Source organism: Bacillus sp. FSL R5-0416 (assembly GCF_037975425.1).
GTDB classification, from domain to species: domain Bacteria; phylum Bacillota; class Bacilli; order Bacillales; family Bacillaceae; genus Bacillus; species Bacillus subtilis.
Window position 1 is genome coordinate 1,764,951 of sequence record NZ_CP150252.1, and the last position, 23,489, is coordinate 1,788,439.

The 23,489-nt window shown below is 42.9% G+C and carries 21 protein-coding genes; all 21 read left to right on the forward strand.

Annotated elements, in window-relative coordinates; all coding sequences use genetic code 11:
* Positions 1-111: 111 nt before the first annotated feature.
* A complete protein-coding gene (gene spoIIIE, locus NYE20_RS09375; RefSeq protein ID WP_041850823.1) occupies positions 112-2,475 on the forward strand; it encodes a DNA translocase SpoIIIE in 2,364 nt (787 codons plus the stop codon).
* A 143-nt stretch (positions 2,476-2,618) separates the two neighbouring features.
* A complete protein-coding gene (locus tag NYE20_RS09380) occupies positions 2,619-3,344 on the forward strand; it encodes a GntR family transcriptional regulator (RefSeq protein ID WP_003245732.1) in 726 nt (241 codons plus the stop codon).
* A gap of 138 nt (positions 3,345-3,482) precedes the next feature.
* Positions 3,483-4,694 (forward strand): bacillibactin exporter BcbE, encoded by a 1,212-nt coding sequence (gene bcbE, locus NYE20_RS09385; protein ID WP_031600514.1) that lies wholly within the window; start codon positions 3,483-3,485, stop codon positions 4,692-4,694.
* A gap of 179 nt (positions 4,695-4,873) precedes the next feature.
* A complete protein-coding gene (locus NYE20_RS09390) occupies positions 4,874-6,154 on the forward strand; it encodes a pitrilysin family protein (protein WP_064671391.1) in 1,281 nt (426 codons plus the stop codon).
* Positions 6,151-7,437, forward strand: coding sequence for a pitrilysin family protein (locus tag NYE20_RS09395; protein WP_064671392.1), 1,287 nt, complete (start codon positions 6,151-6,153; stop codon positions 7,435-7,437). The genes NYE20_RS09390 and NYE20_RS09395 overlap by 4 nt, the downstream gene beginning before the upstream one ends.
* A 54-nt stretch (positions 7,438-7,491) precedes the next feature.
* Positions 7,492-8,220, forward strand: coding sequence for an EF-P-5 aminopentanone reductase (efpI, locus tag NYE20_RS09400; protein ID WP_015483236.1), 729 nt, complete (start codon positions 7,492-7,494; stop codon positions 8,218-8,220).
* A gap of 80 nt (positions 8,221-8,300) precedes the next feature.
* Positions 8,301-8,558: a DUF3243 domain-containing protein gene (locus NYE20_RS09405; RefSeq protein WP_003245199.1), complete on the forward strand. Its 258-nt coding sequence runs from the start codon at positions 8,301-8,303 to the stop codon at positions 8,556-8,558.
* A gap of 129 nt (positions 8,559-8,687) precedes the next feature.
* Positions 8,688-9,479: a YmfK family protein gene (locus tag NYE20_RS09410; protein ID WP_003220998.1), complete on the forward strand. Its 792-nt coding sequence runs from the start codon at positions 8,688-8,690 to the stop codon at positions 9,477-9,479.
* A 66-nt stretch (positions 9,480-9,545) separates the two neighbouring features.
* On the forward strand, positions 9,546-10,412 hold the full coding sequence (gene rodZ / locus NYE20_RS09415; RefSeq protein ID WP_014476837.1) for a cell shape determination protein RodZ: 867 nt from the start codon (positions 9,546-9,548) through the stop codon (positions 10,410-10,412).
* Positions 10,413-10,461: 49 nt separating this feature from the next.
* Positions 10,462-11,043, forward strand: coding sequence for a CDP-diacylglycerol--glycerol-3-phosphate 3-phosphatidyltransferase (pgsA, locus tag NYE20_RS09420; protein WP_159376805.1), 582 nt, complete (start codon positions 10,462-10,464; stop codon positions 11,041-11,043).
* 17 nt (positions 11,044-11,060) lie between these two features.
* Complete coding sequence (locus NYE20_RS09425; protein ID WP_038828262.1) at positions 11,061-12,311, forward strand: competence/damage-inducible protein A; 1,251 nt, start codon at positions 11,061-11,063, stop codon at positions 12,309-12,311.
* Between the two features lie 172 nt (positions 12,312-12,483).
* Positions 12,484-13,530: a recombinase RecA gene (recA, locus tag NYE20_RS09430; protein WP_003245789.1), complete on the forward strand. Its 1,047-nt coding sequence runs from the start codon at positions 12,484-12,486 to the stop codon at positions 13,528-13,530.
* A gap of 167 nt (positions 13,531-13,697) precedes the next feature.
* Positions 13,698-14,873: a serine hydrolase domain-containing protein gene (locus NYE20_RS09435; RefSeq protein ID WP_032725712.1), complete on the forward strand. Its 1,176-nt coding sequence runs from the start codon at positions 13,698-13,700 to the stop codon at positions 14,871-14,873.
* Positions 14,874-15,148: 275 nt separating this feature from the next.
* Complete coding sequence (rny, locus tag NYE20_RS09440; protein WP_003221010.1) at positions 15,149-16,711, forward strand: ribonuclease Y; 1,563 nt, start codon at positions 15,149-15,151, stop codon at positions 16,709-16,711.
* Between the two features lie 68 nt (positions 16,712-16,779).
* Positions 16,780-17,574, forward strand: a complete 795-nt coding sequence (gene ymdB / locus NYE20_RS09445) for a 2',3'-cyclic-nucleotide 2'-phosphodiesterase (protein ID WP_003245138.1) — start codon at positions 16,780-16,782, stop codon at positions 17,572-17,574.
* A gap of 199 nt (positions 17,575-17,773) precedes the next feature.
* A complete protein-coding gene (gene spoVS, locus NYE20_RS09450; RefSeq protein WP_003154135.1) occupies positions 17,774-18,034 on the forward strand; it encodes a stage V sporulation protein SpoVS in 261 nt (86 codons plus the stop codon).
* A gap of 264 nt (positions 18,035-18,298) precedes the next feature.
* A complete protein-coding gene (gene tdh, locus NYE20_RS09455; protein WP_128747111.1) occupies positions 18,299-19,342 on the forward strand; it encodes an L-threonine 3-dehydrogenase in 1,044 nt (347 codons plus the stop codon).
* Positions 19,343-19,354: 12 nt separating this feature from the next.
* Positions 19,355-20,533 carry a glycine C-acetyltransferase gene (locus NYE20_RS09460; RefSeq protein WP_014664025.1) on the forward strand — a complete coding sequence of 393 codons (1,179 nt, stop codon included), beginning with the start codon at positions 19,355-19,357 and terminating at the stop codon, positions 20,531-20,533.
* Between the two features lie 147 nt (positions 20,534-20,680).
* Positions 20,681-22,210 carry a tRNA (N6-isopentenyl adenosine(37)-C2)-methylthiotransferase MiaB gene (gene miaB, locus NYE20_RS09465; RefSeq protein ID WP_014664026.1) on the forward strand — a complete coding sequence of 510 codons (1,530 nt, stop codon included), beginning with the start codon at positions 20,681-20,683 and terminating at the stop codon, positions 22,208-22,210.
* Between the two features lies 1 nt (position 22,211).
* A complete protein-coding gene (ricA, locus tag NYE20_RS09470; protein ID WP_003231834.1) occupies positions 22,212-22,643 on the forward strand; it encodes a regulatory iron-sulfur-containing complex subunit RicA in 432 nt (143 codons plus the stop codon).
* A gap of 261 nt (positions 22,644-22,904) precedes the next feature.
* Positions 22,905-23,450, forward strand: coding sequence for an outer spore coat protein CotE (gene cotE, locus NYE20_RS09475; protein ID WP_003231833.1), 546 nt, complete (start codon positions 22,905-22,907; stop codon positions 23,448-23,450).
* Positions 23,451-23,489 lie beyond the last annotated feature (39 nt).

Here is a 23,489-nt window from a genome sequence, read left to right on the forward strand (position 1 = left end):
GGGCAAAATATGCTATAATAGGGGAATCCTACAGAAAAAACGCAGCCTGTAAACGGCTGCTTTCTTCATTATGTATGAACTTACATTTTTTAACGCAGTAAGGTGATGAGTGTGGCAAAGAAAAAACGAAAATCAAGAAAAAAACAGGCGAAACAGCTAAATATAAAATACGAGCTCAACGGATTGCTGTGTATAGCCATTTCAATTATCGCAATCTTGCAGCTGGGGGTAGTCGGGCAAACGTTTATCTATTTGTTCCGCTTTTTTGCTGGAGAGTGGTTTATTTTATGCTTGTTAGGTTTATTGGTGTTAGGAGTCTCACTGTTTTGGAAGAAAAAAACCCCAAGCCTTTTAACGAGACGAAAGGCCGGGTTGTACTGTATCATCGCAAGCATATTGCTGCTTTCTCACGTGCAGCTATTTAAAAATTTGACGCACAAAGGGTCTATTGAGTCTGCAAGCGTGGTGCGCAATACGTGGGAATTGTTTTTAATGGACATGAATGGCAGCTCTGCTTCACCTGATTTAGGCGGAGGGATGATCGGTGCGCTGCTGTTTGCGGCTTCACACTTTTTGTTTGCGTCGACTGGTTCTCAGATCATGGCGATTGTCATGATTTTGATCGGAATGATTTTAGTAACAGGACGCTCACTGCAAGAAACGCTAAAAAAGTGGATGAGCCCGATTGGACGTTTTATAAAAGAACAATGGTTAGCATTTATTGATGATATGAAATCCTTCAAATCAAATATGCAGTCATCGAAAAAAACGAAAGCGCCGAGCAAAAAACAAAAACCGGCCCGCAAAAAACAGCAAATGGAACCGGAGCCTCCTAATGAAGAGGGGGATTATGAAACAGTATCGCCTCTTATTCATTCAGAGCCGATTATCTCAAGCTTTTCTGATCGTAATGAAGAGGAAGAGTCTCCAGTTATAGAAAAGCGCGCCGAACCTGTGTCGAAGCCGCTTCAGGACATCCAACCGGAGACAGGTGATCAGGAAACTGTTTCTGCTCCTCCTATGACCTTTACAGAGCTCGAAAATAAGGATTACGAGATGCCGTCACTGGATTTGCTGGCAGATCCGAAGCATACCGGCCAGCAGGCTGATAAAAAGAATATTTATGAAAATGCCAGAAAGCTTGAACGCACATTCCAAAGCTTTGGCGTAAAGGCGAAAGTCACACAGGTTCATCTCGGACCGGCCGTAACAAAATATGAAGTATATCCTGATGTCGGAGTGAAGGTTAGCAAAATTGTCAATTTAAGCGATGATTTAGCGCTTGCGCTTGCTGCGAAGGATATCAGGATCGAAGCGCCTATACCAGGCAAATCAGCAATCGGAATTGAAGTTCCAAACGCAGAAGTGGCAATGGTTTCGCTGAAGGAAGTGCTGGAGTCTAAATTGAATGACAGACCGGATGCGAAGCTGTTAATTGGACTTGGCCGCAATATTTCAGGTGAAGCTGTATTGGCTGAGTTAAACAAGATGCCCCACCTTTTGGTCGCAGGCGCAACCGGTAGCGGGAAAAGTGTCTGTGTCAACGGCATTATTACAAGTATTTTAATGCGCGCGAAACCGCATGAAGTGAAAATGATGATGATCGATCCTAAAATGGTAGAGCTAAATGTCTACAACGGGATTCCGCATTTGCTTGCTCCGGTTGTAACCGATCCGAAAAAAGCGTCGCAGGCTTTGAAAAAGGTTGTCAATGAAATGGAGCGACGGTACGAATTATTTTCTCATACGGGTACACGAAATATTGAAGGATACAATGATTATATAAAACGCGCCAACAATGAAGAAGGAGCGAAACAGCCAGAGCTGCCCTATATTGTTGTCATTGTGGACGAGCTTGCCGATCTCATGATGGTCGCTTCATCTGATGTGGAAGATTCGATTACGAGATTGTCCCAAATGGCGCGGGCTGCTGGCATCCATCTTATTATTGCGACACAGCGGCCATCGGTGGATGTTATCACAGGGGTGATCAAAGCGAACATTCCGTCACGAATCGCGTTCAGCGTATCTTCACAGACGGATTCAAGGACCATTCTTGACATGGGTGGCGCTGAGAAGCTTCTTGGCCGCGGCGATATGCTGTTTTTACCTGTAGGGGCTAATAAACCTGTCCGTGTGCAGGGAGCATTTTTGTCGGATGACGAAGTGGAGAAGGTCGTCGACCATGTGATTACGCAGCAGAAAGCGCAATATCAAGAAGAAATGATTCCTGAGGAGACAACGGAAACTCATTCCGAGGTTACTGATGAACTTTATGATGAAGCTGTTGAATTAATCGTCGGCATGCAGACGGCATCTGTTTCAATGCTGCAAAGAAGATTCAGAATCGGCTATACGAGAGCGGCGCGCCTGATTGACGCAATGGAAGAACGCGGTGTTGTCGGACCGTATGAAGGCAGCAAACCTAGGGAAGTATTATTATCAAAAGAGAAATATGATGAGCTCTCTTCTTAATGAAGGGAGTTCCGCTTTCTATAGTTGTCAATAATAACATTATGTAAACTGGTCACCTTTCTATTTATTTTTTCGACAAAACATGATATAGTTGTCCCAATTGTTCAATAATTTTTATCGAAAGTGGTTTACGGAGGGGAAACATGTCTACAAAAGCTGATAATCGGCACTTGTATTTGAAAGTAATTGAACGAATTAAAGAGGATATAAAAAATGGGATCTACACTGAGAAGGAAAAGCTGCCTTCTGAATTTGAGCTTTCCAAAAAGCTTGGTGTCAGCAGAGCAACGCTAAGAGAAGCCTTGCGGATACTGGAAGAAGAGCATGTGATTATCAGAAGGCATGGTGTAGGCACTTTTGTCCATTCTAAGCCGTTATTTCTTTCGGGCATTGAACAGCTGAACAGTGTAACCAAGATGATAGAACAGGCGAATATGACCCCTGGCACGATTTTTCTATCATCACAAGTGCTTATGCCGTCTGAAGATGATACGAAGAGATTTCATTTGGCAGAAGGGCAAGAACTTTTTTACCTTGAACGAGTCAGGACAGCTGACGGACAGCCGATTGTGTATTGTATAGACAAAATTCCGATGAATATTTTGCCGAATTCTTTTTCTCATCAGCAAGAATCTATGTTTGACCTGCTTGAGAAAAATTCAGGCTCCGTAATCAGCTATGCAGTAACTGATATAGAACCGATCGGTTATCACGATACAATTTCTCCAGTACTTGAATGCGATCCGGAAACAGCTCTTTTGCTGTTAAAACAAACCCATTACGATCAGCACGATAAACCGGTGCTTTATTCTTTAAATTATTTTAGAGCAGATAAATTCAGATTTCATGTTTTGCGTAAACGATTCTAAAAACGGACGCCTGTATGTGTCTGTTTTTTTATTTGCACTGATTCATGTTTCTTTGTACATACTTTCATTCCGGTTAACGCAATATATAAGGGATGACAAGAAAGTGAATGGGTGAAAATGTTGAGAGAGAAAAATGGAATGAAAAATATTATTGCATTGTCTTCCGTCCCGCTTGTGATGACACTCGGGAACTCCATGCTGATTCCTGTTCTTCCGATGATGGAGAAAAAGCTGTCTGTGACTTCATTTCAAGTGTCTTTAATCATTACTGTATATTCAGTAGTAGCAATTATTTGCATTCCGATTGCCGGATATTTGTCGGATCGTTTCGGGAGAAAAAAAATATTGCTTCCATGCCTCCTCATTGCAGGATTGGGGGGAGCGGTAGCTGCTTTTGCCTCGACCTATATGAAAAATCCTTATGCTATGATCTTGGCGGGGCGGGTTCTTCAAGGCATTGGTTCTGCAGGTGCCGCTCCGATCGTCATGCCGTTTATCGGCGACTTGTTTAAAGGAGACGATGAAAAGGTCAGCGCTGGTCTTGGCGATATTGAAACCGCCAACACGTCAGGGAAGGTACTGAGTCCCATACTTGGAGCCTTACTGGCTTCTTGGTATTGGTTTGTACCGTTTTGGTTTATTCCGTTTTTCTGTTTGATCAGCTTTTTGCTCGTATTGTTTTTGGTGGCCAAGCCTGAAGAAGATGAAGATGCGCCTGCTGTTTCTGAGTTTATTAAGAGTGTGAAGAAAATTTTTAAACAGGATGGTCGCTGGCTTTATACGGTCTTCATTATCGGGTGTGTCATTATGTTTTTGTTATTTGGCGTATTATTTTATTTATCAGATACGCTGGAGAACAAGTATGCCATTGACGGAGTAGCTAAAGGCGGATTACTGGCAATCCCACTTTTGTTTTTGTCAACCAGTTCTTTTATAGCTGGCAAAAAGATCGGTAAAGATAAAGGCCGAATGAAATTTTGCGTTGTTACAGGAATGATTCTGTTAACCCTTTCGTTTATTGCCTTGTGGTGGAACCACAGTTTTTATTTTTTATTTGTCTTTTTAAGCTTTGGCGGGATTGGGATTGGAATGGCTCTTCCTGCTTTAGATGCATTGATAACCGAAGGGATTGAAAGTGAACAATGCGGAACCATTTCCTCCTTCTACAATAGCATGCGATTTATAGGAGTAGCTCTCGGTCCACCTGTTTTTGCTGCATTAATGTCTAATGCAAACTGGATTATTTTCATACTCTCGGCGTTTTGCAGCATCGTTTCTTTATTTTTAGTGCTCTTTACTGTAGATGCTAAAAAAAGTGAAGAAGAAGAAAAAAACTTAGGGACGGTCTAGCCAGCCGTCTTTTTTTGCGCTTTCTTGCACAGTTTACAACTGTACCTATACAGCATGCGGAGGTTATTGTTTCCTTATAAATCCTACAGTTGCTATAATTACATGAAAGAGTGTTTCTGCGAATGCTGAAAATTGGTCATAATACATACTAATTAAGAAATGAACGAAGGAGGTTCCATATGTCATATGTTAATGAACTCAAATCAAAGCACGGCGGTTTAACCGCACACATTGTAAAAACAGAAAAATTCAAAACCGTCTCGCTTATTTTTAAGATGCTTGCGCCGCTGACAAAGGATCAAGTCACCAAAAGAGCGCTGCTCCCGCATGTGCTTCTTCGCGGAACGAAAAGCCATCCGAAAACCGCAGAATTGCGTTCATACCTGGATGAGCTGTACGGCACGTCAGTATCCGCTGATCTTACGAAAAAAGGAGAGCGGCACGTCATTACGTTCAGGCTTGAAATCCCAAATGAAAAATATTTAAAAGACCAAACGCCGCTACTTGAGAAAGGGCTCCAGCTTCTTGCAGAAATCGTCTTTTCACCTGCTTTGGAGGGAGACGCTTTTCAGTCACAATATGTGGCTCAAGAAAAACGGACGCTTAAGCAAAGAATCCAAGCCGTCTATGATGATAAAATGCGCTATTCGAATTTAAGGCTGATACAGGAAATGTGCAAAAATGAGCCTTACGCGCTTCATGTCAATGGTGAAATCGACGATGTCGATGACATTACGGCAGAGCAATTATACGAAACATACCAAAGCGCTATCCAAAAAGACCAGCTTGATTTATATGTAGTTGGCGATGTGGACAGTAACCAGGTACATTCGGCAATTGATAAGTATTTCAAAACAGAAGAGCGCACTCTTGGCACGATTGAAAACAATCACCCTGATGAAAAAGTTCAGCCAAAAGAAGTAATTGATGAAGAGGATGTCAAGCAAGGAAAACTGAATATCGGCTACCGCACCAGCATCACTTATACAGATCAGGATTATCCTGCTTTACAAGTGTTTAACGGATTGTTCGGCGGATTCTCTCATTCTAAACTTTTCATTAATGTTCGGGAAAAAGCCAGTCTTGCTTACTACGCGGCTTCGCGTATAGAAAGTTTTAAAGGCTTGTTAATGGTGATGTCAGGCATTGAAGTGAAAAATTATGAACAGGCGGTTTCGATTATTGCTGAGCAATTCCAGGCAATGAAAAATGGCGATTTTAGTGAGCAGGATATAGCACAGACAAAGGCCGTCATTCGAAATCAAGTGCTGGAAACGATTGATACAGCATACGGTTTATCTGAGTTTTTATATCAGCAGGCCGCTGCTCAAGTCGAGATTCCTATCGAAGACTTTCTTGCCAATATTGAGAATGTCACAAAAGAGGATATCATTAAAGCCGGCGAAAAGATTCAGCTTGATACGACTTATTTCTTAAAAGGGACGGAGGGTGCATCTTGATCAAACCAATCGAATATGAACAGCTTCAGGAGACGCTGTATCATGAAAAAATGTCCAACGGCCTTGATGTTTACGTTTTGCCGAAAAAAGGCTTCAACAAGACATATGCGGTCTTTACAACAAAGTACGGCTCGATAGATAACCGGTTTGTCCCTTTAGGTAAAAACGAGATGGTTCACGTGCCGGACGGGATTGCTCACTTTCTTGAGCACAAGCTGTTTGAGAAAGCGGACGGAGACGTTTTTCAAGATTTCAGCAAACAGGGGGCTTCTGCCAATGCGTTTACGTCATTTACAAGAACGGCTTACCTTTTCTCAAGCACATCAAATGTTGAACGCAATTTAGAGACGCTTATCGATTTCGTACAGGACCCATATTTTACTGAAAAAACGGTTGAAAAGGAAAAAGGGATTATCGGGCAGGAGATTAATATGTACGACGATAACCCTGATTGGAGGCTTTACTTCGGGGTCATTGAAAACATGTACAAAGAGCATCCTGTCAGAATTGACATAGCGGGAACAGTGGAAAGCATTTCACATATTACAAAAGACCTTCTTTATGAATGCTATGAAACGTTTTATCACCCGAGTAACATGCTCCTTTTCATTGTCGGACCTGTAGATCCTGAAGCGATTATTTCTCAGGTAAGAGAAAACCAGGGGAAAAAGCCGTATACTGATCAGCCGGAGATCAAACGGGAAGAAGTGAAAGAGCAAGAAGCGGTTTTCCGAAAAGAAAAAGAGATCAAAATGAACGTGCAGGGACCGAAATGCCTTGTTGGGCTGAAATCCAAAAATCCGTTTAAATTAGGCAAAGAGCTCTTAAAGCATGAACTTTCAATGAACTTATTGCTTGAAGCTCTTTTTGGCAAAAGCTCTGCCCAGTATGAATCACTTTATGAAAAAGGATATATTGACGAAACGTTTAGCTTTGATTTTACTGCTGAATATGGGTTTGGTTTTGCGGCGATCGGCGGAGATACGCCTGAGCCTGATCAATTGGCTGAAGACATTTCAAGCATGCTTTTGCGCGCCGGTGAACTGATTAATGCTGAAAAGATTGAACTTGCCAGAAAGAAAAAGATTGGTACATTCTTAAAAGCGCTGAATTCCCCTGAATACATCGCCAATCAATTTACCCGTTATGCGTTCTTGGATATGAGCCTGTTTGACGTTGTAACGGTACTCGAGCAGATTACCCTTGAGGATGTCCAGAACGTAATACAAGAGGAAATCGCTGCAGACAGGCTGACTGTCTGCAAGGTTGTTCCTAAATCATAAATAAAACATCCCTCCAGTGTGAGGGGTGTTTTTCTGCGGAAAGAAGGAAAGAGGATGAACAAAACAGCACTAATCACCGGAGCAAGCGGCGGCATTGGCAAAAGCATCAGCGAAACCCTTGCGGCTAAGGGATACAATCTGCTGCTGCATTACAATACAAATCAATACGCGGCAGCGGAGCTTGCTGAAAAACTAAGTCAGATGTTTGGCGTAAATGCGGAGATATTACAAGCTGATCTGTCTGCGCAAGATGGAGCAGATAAGCTGACAAGTTCAATTGTTCAGCCGATTGATGCGATTGTTTTAAACAGCGGACGAAGCCATTTTGGGCTGATTACGGATGTAGATAACGCAACGGTTCAGGAAATGGTTCAGCTTCATGTGGCAAGTCCGTATATGCTGACGAGAAACCTTCTGCCAGGCATGATTCGGAATAAATCGGGAGCGATTGTGGCTGTCAGCTCGATTTGGGGAGAGACTGGAGCATCCTGTGAAGTACTGTACAGCATGGCAAAAGGAGCTCAGCATTCATTTGTAAAAGGATTGGCTAAGGAGCTGGCACCAAGCGGAATCAGGGTAAACGCAGTAGCGCCAGGTGCAGTTGATACAAATATGATGAATCAATTTACCCCGGCTGAAAAAGAAGAGATCGCTGATGAGATTCCGATCGGCCGGCTGGCCCGGCCGCAAGAAATTGCTGATGCAACAGCTTTTCTCCTGTCTGAAAAAGCGTCATATATCACCGGCCAAATTCTGTCGGTGAATGGCGGCTGGCACTGTTGACACGAAAATATTCGGTGTATAGTTTCTTTTGTGAAGGACACAATAATCTTGTAACTTCACATGAAATGGAGGAAACAAGCATGTCAGTATTAGAAAACTGGGATAGCTGGAAAAACTTCCTTGGCGACCGTCTGAACTATGCGCAAGATAAAGGTATGAGCCAGGATACGATTACAGATCTTGCGACAGAAATCGGCAGCTACTTGGCTAATGAAGTGGAATCTAAGAACGAGCAGGAAAAAGTGCTGGCAGATCTTTGGAGTGTAGCATCAAAAGATGAACAGCACGCCATTGCCAATATGATGGTTAAGCTTGTTGAAAATAACAGCACTCACTAGGAAGAGAGGGGATTTTTCCTCTCTTTTTTATGTTTTCCTCATCACAGCAACATTCTTCTTTCTAATTAGAGAAAAATGCTTTATGATAAAGGAAGGTAAAATTTTGCCACAATGAAGGGGGTATATCATTTGGCAAAGCTCGAATGGTATTTTGAATATGAAATTCAAGTGAACCGCCCCGGACTGCTCGGGGATATTTCATCTCTTCTTGGGATGCTTTCTATCAACATCGTAACGATAAACGGCGTCGATCTTTCCAGAAGGGGAATGCTTCTCAGGTGCCGCCATATAGATCAAATTAAACGATTAGAATCAATCTTAAAAACGATGGAAACAATTAAAGTAACGAAGCTTAGAGAACCGAGGCTTCGCGACCGACTTGCCGTACGCCACGGCCGTTATATTCAACGGGATGCCGATGACAAGAAAACGTTCCGCTTTGAACGGGACGAGCTTGGCTTATTAGTCGATTTTATGGCCGAATTGTTCAAAAAAGAAGGCCATAAATTAATCGGAATCAGAGGTATGCCGCGTGTCGGGAAAACGGAATCGATTGTAGCCTCTAGTGTGTGTGCAAGCAAAAGGTGGCTGTTTGTGTCATCAACCTTGCTGAAGCAGACCATAAGAAGCCAGCTGATTGCCGATGAATACAGCACTGAAAATGTCTTTATCGTTGACGGAATTGTGTCAACACGAAGAGGATCGGAACGCCATCTCCAGCTGGTCCGAGAAATCATGCGGCTGCCTGCAACAAAAGTGGTGGAGCATCCGGACATATTCGTTCAAAATACAGAGTATACACTAGATGACTTTGATTATATTATTGAACTGAGAAATGACCCTGATGAGGTTATTACATATGAACATGCCGAGGAACCCCAAATGTTTGATCAATCCGGGTTTTCAAGCTTTGATTTTTAAAATTGGAAGGTGTTTGTTGTGACTGAACTAGGAATCCGGCTCAAAGAAGCCAGAGAGGAAAAAGCAATGTCATTGGATGATCTCCAAGCGGCAACAAAGATTCAAAAAAGGTATTTAACCGCCTTGGAGGAAGGAAACTATGACATTATTCCGGGGAAGTTTTATGTTCGGGCATTCATCAAGCAATATGCAGAAGCCGTTGGGCTTGATGCGGATCAGCTGTTTGAGGAGCATAAAAAAGATATCCCTAATACGTATCATGACGATGTGTCTGAAAAGATCTCCGGCATGAATCTTCAAAAGGAAATGCCAAAGCCAGCATCTAAGGCGCTGGAGCTGCTGCCAACGATACTTGTTATTCTCGGCGTGATTGTCGTGATTGCCATTGTGTACGCGATCATTCAGTTTGCCAATCACAAAAACAGTGATGATCACAATGCGGCATCAGAAAAAGCAATTACGCAAAGTGAGAGCAAGTACGAAATCCCTAAAGATTCAACGCTGAAAGAGAATCAAAATAACAGCTCTGAAAAAGAGACAGACACTAAAAAAGAAACGAAAGAAAACGAAGATAAGAAAAAAGAAAATGACAGTGATAAGCTGGAGATTAAAGCTGCTGGCACTGAAGGATCGTTAACGACTTATGAAGTGTCCGGCGCTGATAAAATCGAGCTGGAACTGAAGGCATCAGACAGCTCCTGGATTCGAGTGCGCGATGAAAACAGCAGCTCTTTAAAAGAAGGAACGCTGAAAAAAGACGAGACCTATAAAAAAGACATAACTGATCAGAAACAAGTTGATATCCGCACCGGATATGCACCTAATCTGAAAATAAAAATCAACGGTAAGGTTCTTTCATATGAACTTGATCCGAAAAAAGTGATGGCACAAACTATAAAGATTGTAAATAAAAAGGAAGAAAAGTCATCTTAATTACCAGATGACTTTTCTTCACGTCCGAGTATGAAATTGGAGGGGCTTTATGTTTAACTTACCAAATAAAATCACACTAGCTAGAATCGCATTAATCCCAATCTTCATGATTATCATGCTGGCGCCGTTTGACTGGGGCAGGCTCGAAGTTGGAGTCGAATCGATCCCGGTCGCACATTTGGCGGGGGCCATTCTATTTATTATTGCATCTACAACAGACTGGGTGGACGGGTATTATGCCCGAAAATTGAATCTCGTAACAAACTTCGGGAAATTTCTTGATCCGCTTGCGGACAAACTGCTGGTATCCGCAGCGTTAATTATCCTTGTTCAATTTGATCTCGCTCCAGCTTGGATGGTCATTGTGATTATCAGCAGGGAGTTTGCCGTGACAGGTTTAAGGCTTGTCTTAGCCGGAACAGGAGAAGTCGTAGCTGCTAACATGCTTGGTAAAATCAAAACCTGGGCACAGATTATTGCGGTATCCGCATTGCTTCTTCATAATCTTCCATTTGAACTTGTGTCATTCCCGTTTGCAGACTTGGCACTGTGGGTAGCCGTCTTCTTTACTGTCGTCTCAGGATGGGAATATTTCTCTAAAAACTGGGAAGCGTTAAAAACATCTAACTAAGAAAGAAGGACTTCGTCATGGAATTTCCAAAAAAAGCAGAAATAATTGCAGTCGGTTCAGAGCTGCTGCTTGGCCAAATCGCCAATACAAATGCTCAATTTATCAGCAAACAGCTCGCTGAAATCGGGGTCAACGTATTTTATCATACAGCGGTCGGAGATAACCCGGAGCGGCTGAAGCAGGTCATCCGCATTGCTGAAGAACGCTCTGACTTCATTATTTTTTCAGGAGGGCTTGGACCCACAAAAGATGATCTGACGAAAGAAACGATTGCAAATACGCTGGGACGTCCGCTTGTGTTAAATGATGAGGCATTCCAATCCATTGAGGACTATTTCAAACGAACAAAACGCACGATGTCACCTAATAACCGAAAACAGGCGCTTGTGATCGAAGGCTCTGACGTGCTGGCGAATCACTTTGGAATGGCCCCGGGAATGCTCACAGAGCATGAATCGCGCTATTATATGCTTCTTCCTGGACCGCCGAGCGAATTGCGTCCAATGTTTGAAAACGAGGCAAAGCCTCTTCTGCTGAAAAAGATGGGTTCAAATGAAAAAATTGTGTCAACCGTTCTTCGCTTTTTCGGTATCGGTGAATCTCAGCTTGAAGCCGATTTGGAAGATATTATTGATGCGCAAACCAATCCGACAATTGCGCCTTTGGCGGCTGATGGAGAGGTGACGCTGCGTCTGACAGCCAAACACGCCGATGAAAAGGAAACAGAGCGTCTGTTAAAAGAAACAGAGGCCGTTATCTTAGAGCGTGTCGGTGAATTTTTCTATGGTTACGATGATACTTCTCTTGTAAAAGAGCTATCTATAGCGTGCAAGGAAAAAGGCATTACAATTTCTGCGGCAGAAAGTTTTACCGGAGGGCTGTTTTCTGAATGGCTGACGGATCATAGCGGTGCCTCAAAATTATTTGCCGGGGGCGTTGTTTGCTATACAAACGCCGTGAAGCAGAATGTGCTTGGTGTCAAGAAGGAAACATTAGATCGTTTTGGGGCGGTCAGCAAGGAGTGCGCATCCGAACTGGCTAAGGGTGTTCAAAAACTCACTGGCAGCGATATCGGCATTAGCTTTACTGGTGTAGCAGGACCTGATGCTCAAGAAGGGCATGAGCCTGGGCATGTGTTTATCGGCATTTCCGCAAATGGTAAAGAAGAGGTTCACGAGTTTCACTTTGCGGGCTCCAGAACGGGGATCAGAAAACGCGGCGCTAAATACGGCTGCCATTTAATCTTAAAGCTTTTAGAGCAAAAATAATATTTTCAGCACATTATCCTCCTAAGAAAACATGATTTCTCTGATACATTATGATATTTTGATAGGAATCACGCCAAGAAAAAATCCGAATATGCGTTCGCTTTTTTCTTGGCAAATCCCTTCAAACAGGGTATAGTATATGTAGTGGTAACATAAAGGAGGAAAAAATAGAATGAGTGATCGTCAGGCAGCCTTAGATATGGCTCTTAAACAAATAGAAAAACAGTTCGGCAAAGGTTCCATTATGAAACTGGGAGAAAAGACAGATACAAGAATTTCTACTGTACCAAGCGGCTCCCTCGCTCTTGATACAGCACTGGGAATTGGCGGATATCCTCGCGGACGGATTATTGAAGTATACGGTCCTGAAAGCTCAGGTAAAACAACTGTGGCGCTTCATGCGATTGCTGAAGTTCAGCAGCAGGGCGGACAAGCCGCGTTTATCGATGCGGAGCATGCGTTAGATCCGGTATACGCGCAAAAGCTCGGTGTTAACATCGAGGAGCTTTTACTGTCTCAGCCTGACACAGGCGAGCAGGCGCTTGAAATTGCGGAAGCATTGGTTCGAAGCGGGGCAGTTGACATTGTCGTTGTCGACTCTGTAGCCGCTCTCGTTCCGAAAGCGGAAATTGAAGGCGACATGGGAGATTCTCATGTCGGTTTACAAGCACGCTTAATGTCTCAAGCGCTTCGTAAGCTTTCAGGGGCCATTAACAAATCGAAGACAATCGCGATTTTCATTAACCAAATTCGTGAAAAAGTCGGCGTTATGTTCGGGAACCCAGAAACAACTCCTGGCGGCCGTGCGTTGAAATTCTACTCTTCCGTGCGTCTTGAAGTGCGCCGTGCTGAACAGCTGAAACAAGGCAACGACGTAATGGGGAACAAAACGAAAATCAAAGTCGTGAAAAACAAGGTGGCTCCGCCGTTCCGTACAGCCGAGGTTGACATTATGTACGGAGAAGGCATTTCAAAAGAAGGCGAAATCATTGATCTAGGAACTGAACTTGATATCGTGCAAAAAAGCGGTTCATGGTACTCTTATGAAGAAGAGCGTCTTGGCCAAGGCCGTGAAAATGCAAAACAATTCCTGAAAGAAAATAAAGATATCATGCTGATGATCCAGGAGCAAATTCGCGAACATTACGGCTTGGATAATAACGGAGTAGTGCAGCAGCAAGCTGAAGAGACACAAGAAGAACTCGAATTTGAAGAATAAAAATAAAATAAGTTTCAAATGATACAAAAGGCTGAGTGAAAAACTCAGCTTTTTTGTATTTTGCAAAAAAATGATAAAAATATTGCTTTTTTTGACAACTTTTTTATGGCTTTATTCGTCTAACAAAACGTGTGCAAAATGGAATTTATTTTGGGAGGAAAAAATGAATGACAAGCCCAACCCGCAGAAGAACTGCGAAACGCAGACGGAGAAAACTAAATAAAAGAGGAAAACTGTTGCTTGGTCTTTTAGCAGTGATGGTTTGCATTACGATTTGGAATGCTCTTCATCGGAATAGTGAAGAAAACGAACCATCTCAAGAAACTGCAGCGGTTTCAAATACCGATCAGAAAAAAGAGGTCAAAAAGAAAACTGCCAAAAAATCAGAGGAACAAATCAAAACAGTGGATCGAAATCAAAAAATCAGCAATTATTTAGAAGAAATCGGTTTCAGTGGAACAGCCATGATTGTCAGAAATGGAGAAATCGTAACAAATAAAGGTTTTGGCTATGCTGACCGTAAACACTACATTCAAAATAATCCATTGACATCTTTTTATGTCGGTTCATCACAAAAAGCGCTGATTGCAACTGCTATTTTGCAGCTAGAGGAAAAGGGGAAACTTCAGACAAGTGATCCGGTAAGTACGTATTTACCTCACTTTCCTAACGGACAAACGATTACTTTGAAGAATCTGCTTACACATACATCGGGGATAAACGGACATATTGAAGGAAACGGCGCCATTACGCCGGACGATTTAATAAAAGACATAGAACTGCAGGGAATCAAACGTCAGCCGGGCGTATGGGACTACAAGGATTCCAACTATTCTGTTCTCGCTTATATTATTGCTGAAGTAAGCGGTGAGTCCTATGAACAGTACATAAAGAATCATATTTTTAAACCTGCGGGAATGACGCATGCAGGCTTTTACAAAACATATGAAAAAGAACCTTATCCTGCTGTCGGGTATAAGATGAAGGGCGGCAAAACAGTTACACCGTATATACCTGATCTATCCCAGCTGTATGGAGCCGGTGATATTTATATGAGCGCTATAGATATGTACAAATTTGACCAAGCGCTGATAGACGGAAAACTGTATTCGCAAAATAGCTATGAAAAGATGTTTACGCCAGGGAGCAGCTCCACATACGGCATGGGATTTTATGTTGCTCCCGGAAGCTATTCAAACCATGGTGTTATGCCGGGCTTCAATATCTTGAACAGCTTTAGCAAATCTGGGCAAACCATTGTTATTTTGTTCTCAAACATTCAAAATAATGCTAAATTGGGCCAAGTGAACAATAAAATATACCAGCTTCTGAATCAAGAATGATTGGCGTTCTTCTTTTGGATGAATTGCATTCGGAACGTGAAAAGACGACTGGCCTGCAAACGTTAAGATGGCAAGCTTGACAAGTATTTCCGACACATTTACAATGAAGTTGTAACATTTGTTTTTTTAACATGATTGTTAAACCATTTAAACTTGACAAGGGCGATGAACACACTCATTCCCTGTGAAGGTTCTGTATGTTGAGAAAACTAGACAATGTACATGCCGACACTTTTTAAGCAACAACCAAGTTCATAGCAAGAGGAGGTGAAAGTATGACCCCAATTATGATGGTTCTCATCTCCATTTTGCTGATTCTACTCGGTTTAGTTGTTGGCTACTTTGTTCGTAAAACCATTGCCGAAGCGAAAATTGCGGGCGCACGCGGTGCAGCCGAGCAAATTCTTGAAGATGCGAAGCGTGATGCTGAAGCACTGAAAAAAGAAGCTCTGCTTGAAGCAAAGGATGAAATCCACAAACTTCGAATAGATGCTGAACAGGAAGTTCGTGAAAGACGAAATGAGCTTCAAAAACAAGAAAACCGTTTACTCCAAAAGGAGGAAAACCTTGATCGCAAACATGAGGGAATTGATAAACGGGAAGCGATGTTGGAGAAGAAAGATCATTCTCTGAATGAACGACAACAACATATTGAAGAGATGGAAAGCAAAGTGGATGAGATGATTCGTATGCAGCAGTCAGAGTTGGAACGAATTTCGAGTCTGACTCGTGATGAAGCAAAACAAATCATTCTTGAGCGGGTTGAAAACGAGCTTTCACATGACATCGCCATCATGACAAAAGAAACTGAAAACCGTGCGAAAGAAGAGGCGGATAAGAAAGCGAAAAACATTCTTTCACTCGCCTTACAGCGCTGCGCAGCGGACCACGTTGCCGAAACAACGGTATCAGTTGTCAATCTTCCAAATGATGAGATGAAAGGACGTATCATCGGACGGGAAGGGCGTAACATTCGTACGCTTGAAACGCTGACAGGAATTGACCTGATTATTGATGATACGCCTGAAGCTGTCATTCTTTCCGGATTTGATCCGATCAGACGTGAGACAGCCAGAATTGCTCTTGATAAACTCGTTCAGGATGGCCGTATTCATCCGGCACGGATTGAAGAAATGGTTGAAAAATCTCGCCGCGAGGTCGATGACTATATTCGTGAGATGGGTGAGCAAACGACATTTGAGGTTGGCGTTCACGGCCTCCACCCAGATCTCATCAAGATCCTCGGCCGCTTAAAGTTCCGTACAAGCTACGGTCAAAATGTGCTTAAGCATTCCATGGAAGTCGCATTCTTGGCCGGTCTAATGGCATCGGAGCTTGGTGAAGACGCAAAGCTTGCTAAACGTGCGGGTCTTCTTCACGACATCGGGAAAGCAATTGACCATGAAGTAGAAGGAAGCCACGTTGAAATCGGGGTAGAGCTTGCGACCAAATATAAAGAGCACCCAGTCGTGATTAACAGTATTGCATCACACCACGGGGATGAGGAGCCGACTTCCATTATCGCTGTGCTGGTAGCTGCAGCAGATGCGCTTTCCGCTGCAAGACCTGGCGCAAGAAGTGAGACGCTCGAGAATTATATTCGAAGACTTGAAAAACTCGAAGAAATTTCTGAGTCCTACGAAGGTGTTGAAAAATCATTTGCCATTCAGGCTGGACGCGAAGTGCGTATTATGGTGAAGCCGGATTCAATTAATGATCTTGAGGCTCATCGACTGGCGCGAGATATCCGCAAGCGAATTGAGGACGAGCTCGATTATCCAGGTCATATTAAGGTGACAGTAATCAGAGAGACTCGAGCCGTAGAGTATGCAAAATAAAGTGATGCGCTAAGCATCACTTTATTTTTTTGACGGCAAGGAATTTTCAAGAAGAAAGGATTTACAAAATGAGAATTTTATTTATCGGAGATGTTGTCGGTTCACCGGGCCGTGACATGGTCAAAGAATATGTACCAAAGCTAAAAACAAAATATAAGCCTCACTTTACCATTATTAATGGTGAAAACGCCGCACATGGAAAAGGCCTGACGGAAAAAATTTATCACAGCTTAATCCAGTCCGGCGCAGATGCAATCACAATGGGGAACCACACATGGGACAAAAAAGAAATATTTGATTTTATAGATGACGTTCCGAACTTGGTTCGCCCGGCAAACTTTCCTGAAGGAACACCGGGGAAAGGGATCACATATGTGAAAGCAAACGGCAAAGAACTAGCAGTCATTAATTTGCAGGGACGTACGTTTTTGCCGCCGCTTGATGACCCGTTTTTAAAAGCGGACGAATTGATCGCAGAAGCTGCGAAAAGAACACCGTACATTTTTATCGACTTTCATGCCGAAGCGACAAGTGAAAAGCTCGCACTTGGCTGGTACACGGATGGGAGGGCGTCGGCTGTAGTAGGAACTCATACACACGTGCAAACAGCGGATAACCGCATTTTGCCGAAGGGAACGGCATATATTACTGATGTGGGAATGACTGGCCCGTATGACGGTATACTGGGGATGGACAGAGAGACGATTATTAAGCGATTCAAAACGAACCTTCCAGTCCGGTTTACTGTCGCTGAAGGAAAAACAACGCTCAGCGGAGTTGTCATTGACATTGACGATCAAACGAAAAAAGCCGTGAAAATTGAGCGTATTTTAATCAACGATGATCACATGTTCTTTGAATAGTTGAACATATGGTTATTTTATAAAAATATTAAAAAGAAAAGCAGGAATATAGCAACTCCTTAGTGAATATAGTAAAAATGGAAGGTAGCCCGCTATTTTTGAAAAGCATTGTGGGGATGGCTTTTTGGATAGCAACATCTAATAATGATTGTTCTAATGAACACTCACTTATCCATTGTAAAACTAAGGGGGAGCAGAAATGGAAATCTTAAAAGTTTCAGCAAAATCGAGTCCAAATTCAGTGGCAGGTGCGCTTGCAGGCGTGTTGAGAGAGCGAGGAGCCGCCGAGATTCAAGCGATCGGAGCGGGTGCATTAAACCAGGCTGTAAAAGCTGTGGCGATTGCCAGGGGATTTGTGGCGCCTAGCGGCGTTGATTTGATTTGTATTCCGGCTTTTACAGATATTCAAATCGATGGGGAAGAAAGAACAGCGATTAAATTAATCGTGGAGCCTCGCTAAAAACAAATAAAGCATTCTCAACCTGTTTGCGTAATGCAAACAGGTTGTTTTTCATTTATTGTGATATTTTCTCCCAATAGTATTTTTAGCACATAAATGAGCGAATATACAAAATCAGAAATGAGCTAAAACGTTTCAAAAAAAATTCCGCTCATTTTTCAAGACAGATACTTTTGTCCTTCTGGAGAAGACAGTGCTGTTTACGCTTATTCCATATCATGGTACAATCCGAATATAACAAGAATTTTTCAAGGAGGATTGTACATGCAGAGTGGAAAGATGAAAGCTCTAATGAAAAAGGACGGGGCGTTCGGTGCTGTGCTGACTGAAGTTCCCATTCCTGAGATTGATAAACATGAAGTCCTCATAAAAGTGAAAGCCGCTTCCATATGCGGCACGGATGTCCACATTTATAATTGGGATCAATGGGCACGTCAGAGAATCAAAACACCCTATGTTTTCGGCCATGAGTTCAGCGGCATCGTAGAGGACGTGGGAGAGAATGTCATTAGTGTAAAAGTGGGAGAGTATGTGTCTGCGGAAACACACATTGTCTGTGGTGAATGTGTCCCTTGCCTAACAGGAAAATCTCATGTGTGTACCAATACTGCTATAATCGGAGTGGACACGGCAGGCTGTTTTGCAGAGTATGTAAAAGTCCCAGCTGATAACATTTGGAGAAATCCCGCTGATATGGACCCGTCGATTGCTTCCATTCAAGAGCCTTTAGGAAATGCAGTTCATACCGTACTCGAGTGCCAGCCTGCAGGAGGAACGACTGCAGTCATTGGATGCGGACCGATTGGTCTTATGGCTGTTGCGGTTGCAAAAGCAGCAGGAGCTTCTCAGGTGATAGCGATTGATAAGAATGAATACAGGCTGAGGCTTGCAAAACAAATGGGCGCGACTTGTACTGTTTCTATTGAAAAAGAAGACCCGCTCAAAATTGTAAGCGCTTTAACGAGTGGGGAAGGAGCAGATCTTGTTTGTGAGATGTCGGGCCATCCCTCAGCGATTGCCCAAGGTCTTGCGATGGCTGCAAATGGCGGAAGATTTCATATTCTCAGCTTGCCGGAACATCCGGTGACAATTGATTTGACGAATAAAGTGGTATTTAAAGGGCTTACCATCCAAGGAATCACAGGAAGAAAAATGTTTTCAACATGGCGCCAGGTGTCTCAGTTGATCAGTTCAAACGTGATCGATCTTGAACCTGTTATTACCCATCAATTTCCGTTAGAGGAGTTTGAAAAAGGTTTCGAACTGATGAGAAGCGGGCAGTGCGGAAAAGTAATTTTAATTCCATAAAGGGGGATAAACATGACGAAGGAATTTGAGTTTTTAAAAGCAGAGCTTGATAGTATGAAAGAAAACCATACATGGCAAGACATAAAACAGCTTGAATCTATGCAGGGCCCATCTGTCACAGTGAATCACCAAAAAGTCATTCAGCTATCTTCTAATAATTACCTCGGATTCACTTCACATCCTAGACTCATCAACGCCGCACAGGAGGCCGTTCAGCAGTATGGAGCCGGCACCGGATCAGTGAGAACGATTGCCGGTACATTTACAATGCATCAAGAGCTTGAGAAAAAGCTGGCAGCCTTTAAAAAAACGGAGGCGGCACTTGTATTCCAATCAGGCTTCACAACAAACCAAGGCGTACTTTCAAGTATTCTATCAAAAGAGGACATTGTCATCTCAGATGAATTGAACCATGCCTCTATTATTGACGGAATTCGACTGACAAAGGCGGATAAAAAGGTGTATCAGCACGTCAATATGAGTGATTTAGAGCGGGTGCTGAGAAAGTCAATGAATTATCGGATGCGTCTGATTGTGACAGACGGCGTATTTTCCATGGATGGCAACATAGCTCCTCTGCCTGATATTGTAGAGCTTGCTGAGAAATATGACGCATTTGTGATGGTGGATGACGCCCATGCATCCGGAGTACTTGGCGAAAACGGCAGGGGAACGGTGAATCACTTCGGCCTTGACGGCAGAGTTCATATTCAGGTCGGAACATTAAGCAAGGCAATCGGAGTGCTCGGCGGCTACGCTGCAGGTTCAAAGGTGCTGATCGATTATTTGCGCCATAAAGGCCGTCCATTTTTATTCAGCACATCTCATCCGCCGGCTGTCACTGCAGCTTGTATGGAAGCAATTGATGTCTTGCTTGAAGAGCCGGAGCATATGGAGCGCTTATGGGAGAATACTGCCTATTTTAAAGCAATGCTTGTGAAAATGGGCCTGACTCTCACGAAGAGTGAAACGCCGATTCTTCCTATTTTAATAGGTGATGAAGGTGTGGCAAAGCAATTTTCAGATCAGCTCCTTTCCCACGGTGTTTTTGCCCAAAGTATCGTTTTCCCGACTGTAGCAAAGGGAAAAGCCAGAATTCGCACGATTATAACAGCAGAGCACACCAAAGATGAACTGGATCAGGCGCTTGATGTCATCGAAAAGACGGCAAAGGAGCTCCAGCTATTGTAACAAGAGGAAGAGTTTACTCTTCCTCTTTTGATTCCTTATTGATTATTATTCTCAATGAGTGTACAATGATAGGTTGCCAGTTGTGCAGAGCTTCAATAACCTTTATACTGAAGGGAGGAAGTTTGGTTTGAAAGGAGAAAATATGACATGAATGAAAAACAAAAATTAGAGAGCGGACAAGTTAATCCATCGGACAAAAAATCCGAGAAGGATTACAGCAAGTACTTTGAAGCTGTTTACATTCCGCCTTCTTTAAAAGACGCGAAAAAACGAGGCAAGGAAGCCGTTACTTATCATAATGACTTTAAAATTTCTGAACAATTTAAAGGATTGGGAGACGGAAGAAAGTTCTATATCCGTACGTACGGCTGCCAAATGAATGAACACGATACAGAGGTTATGGCAGGGATCTTTATGGCGCTAGGTTATGAAGCGACAAACTCTGTTGACGATGCCAATGTCATTTTGTTAAACACATGCGCAATCCGTGAAAATGCTGAGAACAAGGTGTTTGGTGAGCTTGGGCACTTAAAAGCACTGAAAAAAAACAATCCCGATCTGATTTTAGGCGTGTGCGGCTGTATGTCCCAAGAGGAATCAGTCGTGAACCGTATTTTGAAAAAACATCCGTTTGTCGATATGATTTTCGGAACGCATAACATTCATCGCCTGCCGGAGCTTTTGTCAGAAGCATACCTTTCAAAAGAAATGGTTGTAGAAGTTTGGTCTAAGGAAGGGGACGTTATTGAAAACCTTCCGAAAGTCCGAAATGGAAAAATTAAGGGCTGGGTCAATATCATGTACGGCTGTGACAAATTCTGTACGTATTGCATTGTGCCTTACACACGCGGAAAAGAAAGAAGCCGCCGCCCTGAGGATATCATTCAGGAAGTGAGAAGGCTCGCAAGTGAAGGCTATAAGGAAATTACTCTGTTAGGCCAAAACGTAAACGCGTATGGAAAAGACTTTGAAGATATGACGTACGGACTTGGTGATTTGATGGATGAACTGAGAAAAATCGATATCCCGAGAATCCGTTTTACAACGAGTCATCCGCGCGACTTTGACGACCGCCTCATTGAAGTGCTGGCAAAAGGCGGAAATCTGCTTGATCACATTCATCTTCCGGTTCAATCAGGAAGCTCAGAAGTTCTCAAGCTGATGGCCCGCAAATATGACAGAGAGCGTTACATGGAGCTGGTGCGAAAAATTAAAGAAGCAATGCCAAACGCTTCATTGACAACGGACATTATCGTCGGATTTCCAAATGAAACGGACGAACAGTTTGAAGAAACGCTTTCTCTATACCGTGAAGTGGAGTTTGACAGCGCCTATACGTTCATTTACTCTCCGCGTGAGGGCACTCCGGCTGCTAAGATGAAAGATAATGTACCGATGCGTGTGAAAAAAGAACGCCTGCAGCGTCTGAACGCGCTGGTGAATGAAATTTCTGCTAAAAAAATGAAGGAATACGAAGGCAAGGTTGTCGAAGTATTAGTTGAAGGTGAAAGCAAAAATAACCCTGATATTCTTGCCGGCTATACTGAAAAAAGCAAGCTTGTCAATTTTAAAGGGCCGAAGGAAGCCATCGGCAAAATCGTCCGCGTGAAAATCCAGCAAGCGAAAACATGGTCGCTTGACGGAGAAATGGTAGGAGAAGCAATCGAGGTGAAATAAGATGACGCTCTACTCAAAAAAAGACATTGTGCAGCAGGCACGAAACCTTGCAAAAATGATTTCTGAAACAGAAGAGGTTGATTTTTTCAAACGGGCTGAAGCGCAAATCAATGAGAATGACAAAGTGTCCACAATCGTTAATCAGATTAAAGCCCTGCAAAAGCAGGCTGTCAATCTGAAGCATTATGAAAAGCATGAAGCGCTCAAACAAGTAGAAGCAAAAATTGACGCGCTGCAAGAAGAGCTTGAAGAGATTCCTGTTATCCAGGAATTCAGAGACTCGCAGATGGAAGTAAATGACCTACTGCAGCTCGTTGCACACACCATTTCCAACCAAGTCACAAATGAAATCATCACATCAACCGGAGGCGACCTGCTGAAAGGGGAAACCGGTTCAAAGGTGAAGCATTCAAATAACAGTTGTTCTCTCTAAACACGGTGCCTTTACAGGCCCGTGTTTTTTTATCATTTGTGCGGTTAAAAATGAACTAAATAATCTATGTACCAAATGTTCAATTGGTTTTTCTGTGCTCAGCCGCGTATAAACTTTATCGCACTTATAAGTAAAGTTTCTAGGCACCCCTGCATACAATGGAACAGAAACTTTGTATTTTTATATTTTATTTATAAAAATGCACACTAGACAAATGCCCAGCATAAGATAACACGAAGAAGAACAAGGAGGCATGCCGGAATGTCTGAATACAGGGAAATTATTACGAAGGCAGTAGTAGCGAAAGGCCGAAAATTCACCCAATGCACCAACACCATCTCGCCTGAGAAAAAACCGAGCAGCATTTTGGGTGGTTGGATTATTAACCACAAGTATGACGCTGAAAAAATTGGAAAAACGGTAGAGATTGAAGGGTATTATGATATAAACGTATGGTACTCTTACGCGGACAACACAAAGACAGAGGTTGTCACAGAACGGGTAAAATACGTAGATGTCATTAAACTCAGATACAGAGACAATAATTACTTAGATGATGAGCATGAAGTGATTGCCAAAGTGCTTCAGCAGCCAAACTGCCTTGAAGTGACCATTTCGCCGAATGGAAATAAAATCGTTGTGCAGGCAGAAAGAGAATTTTTGGCGGAAGTGGTAGGGGAAACAAAGGTAGTTGTTGAGGTCAATCCTGACTGGGAAGAGGATGACGAGGAAGATTGGGAAGATGAGCTTGATGAAGAGCTTGAAGACATCAACCCGGAGTTTTTAGTGGGAGATCCTGAAGAATAAAAAAGGGACTAGGGGAGACAGTACCCCCAAGTCTCTTTT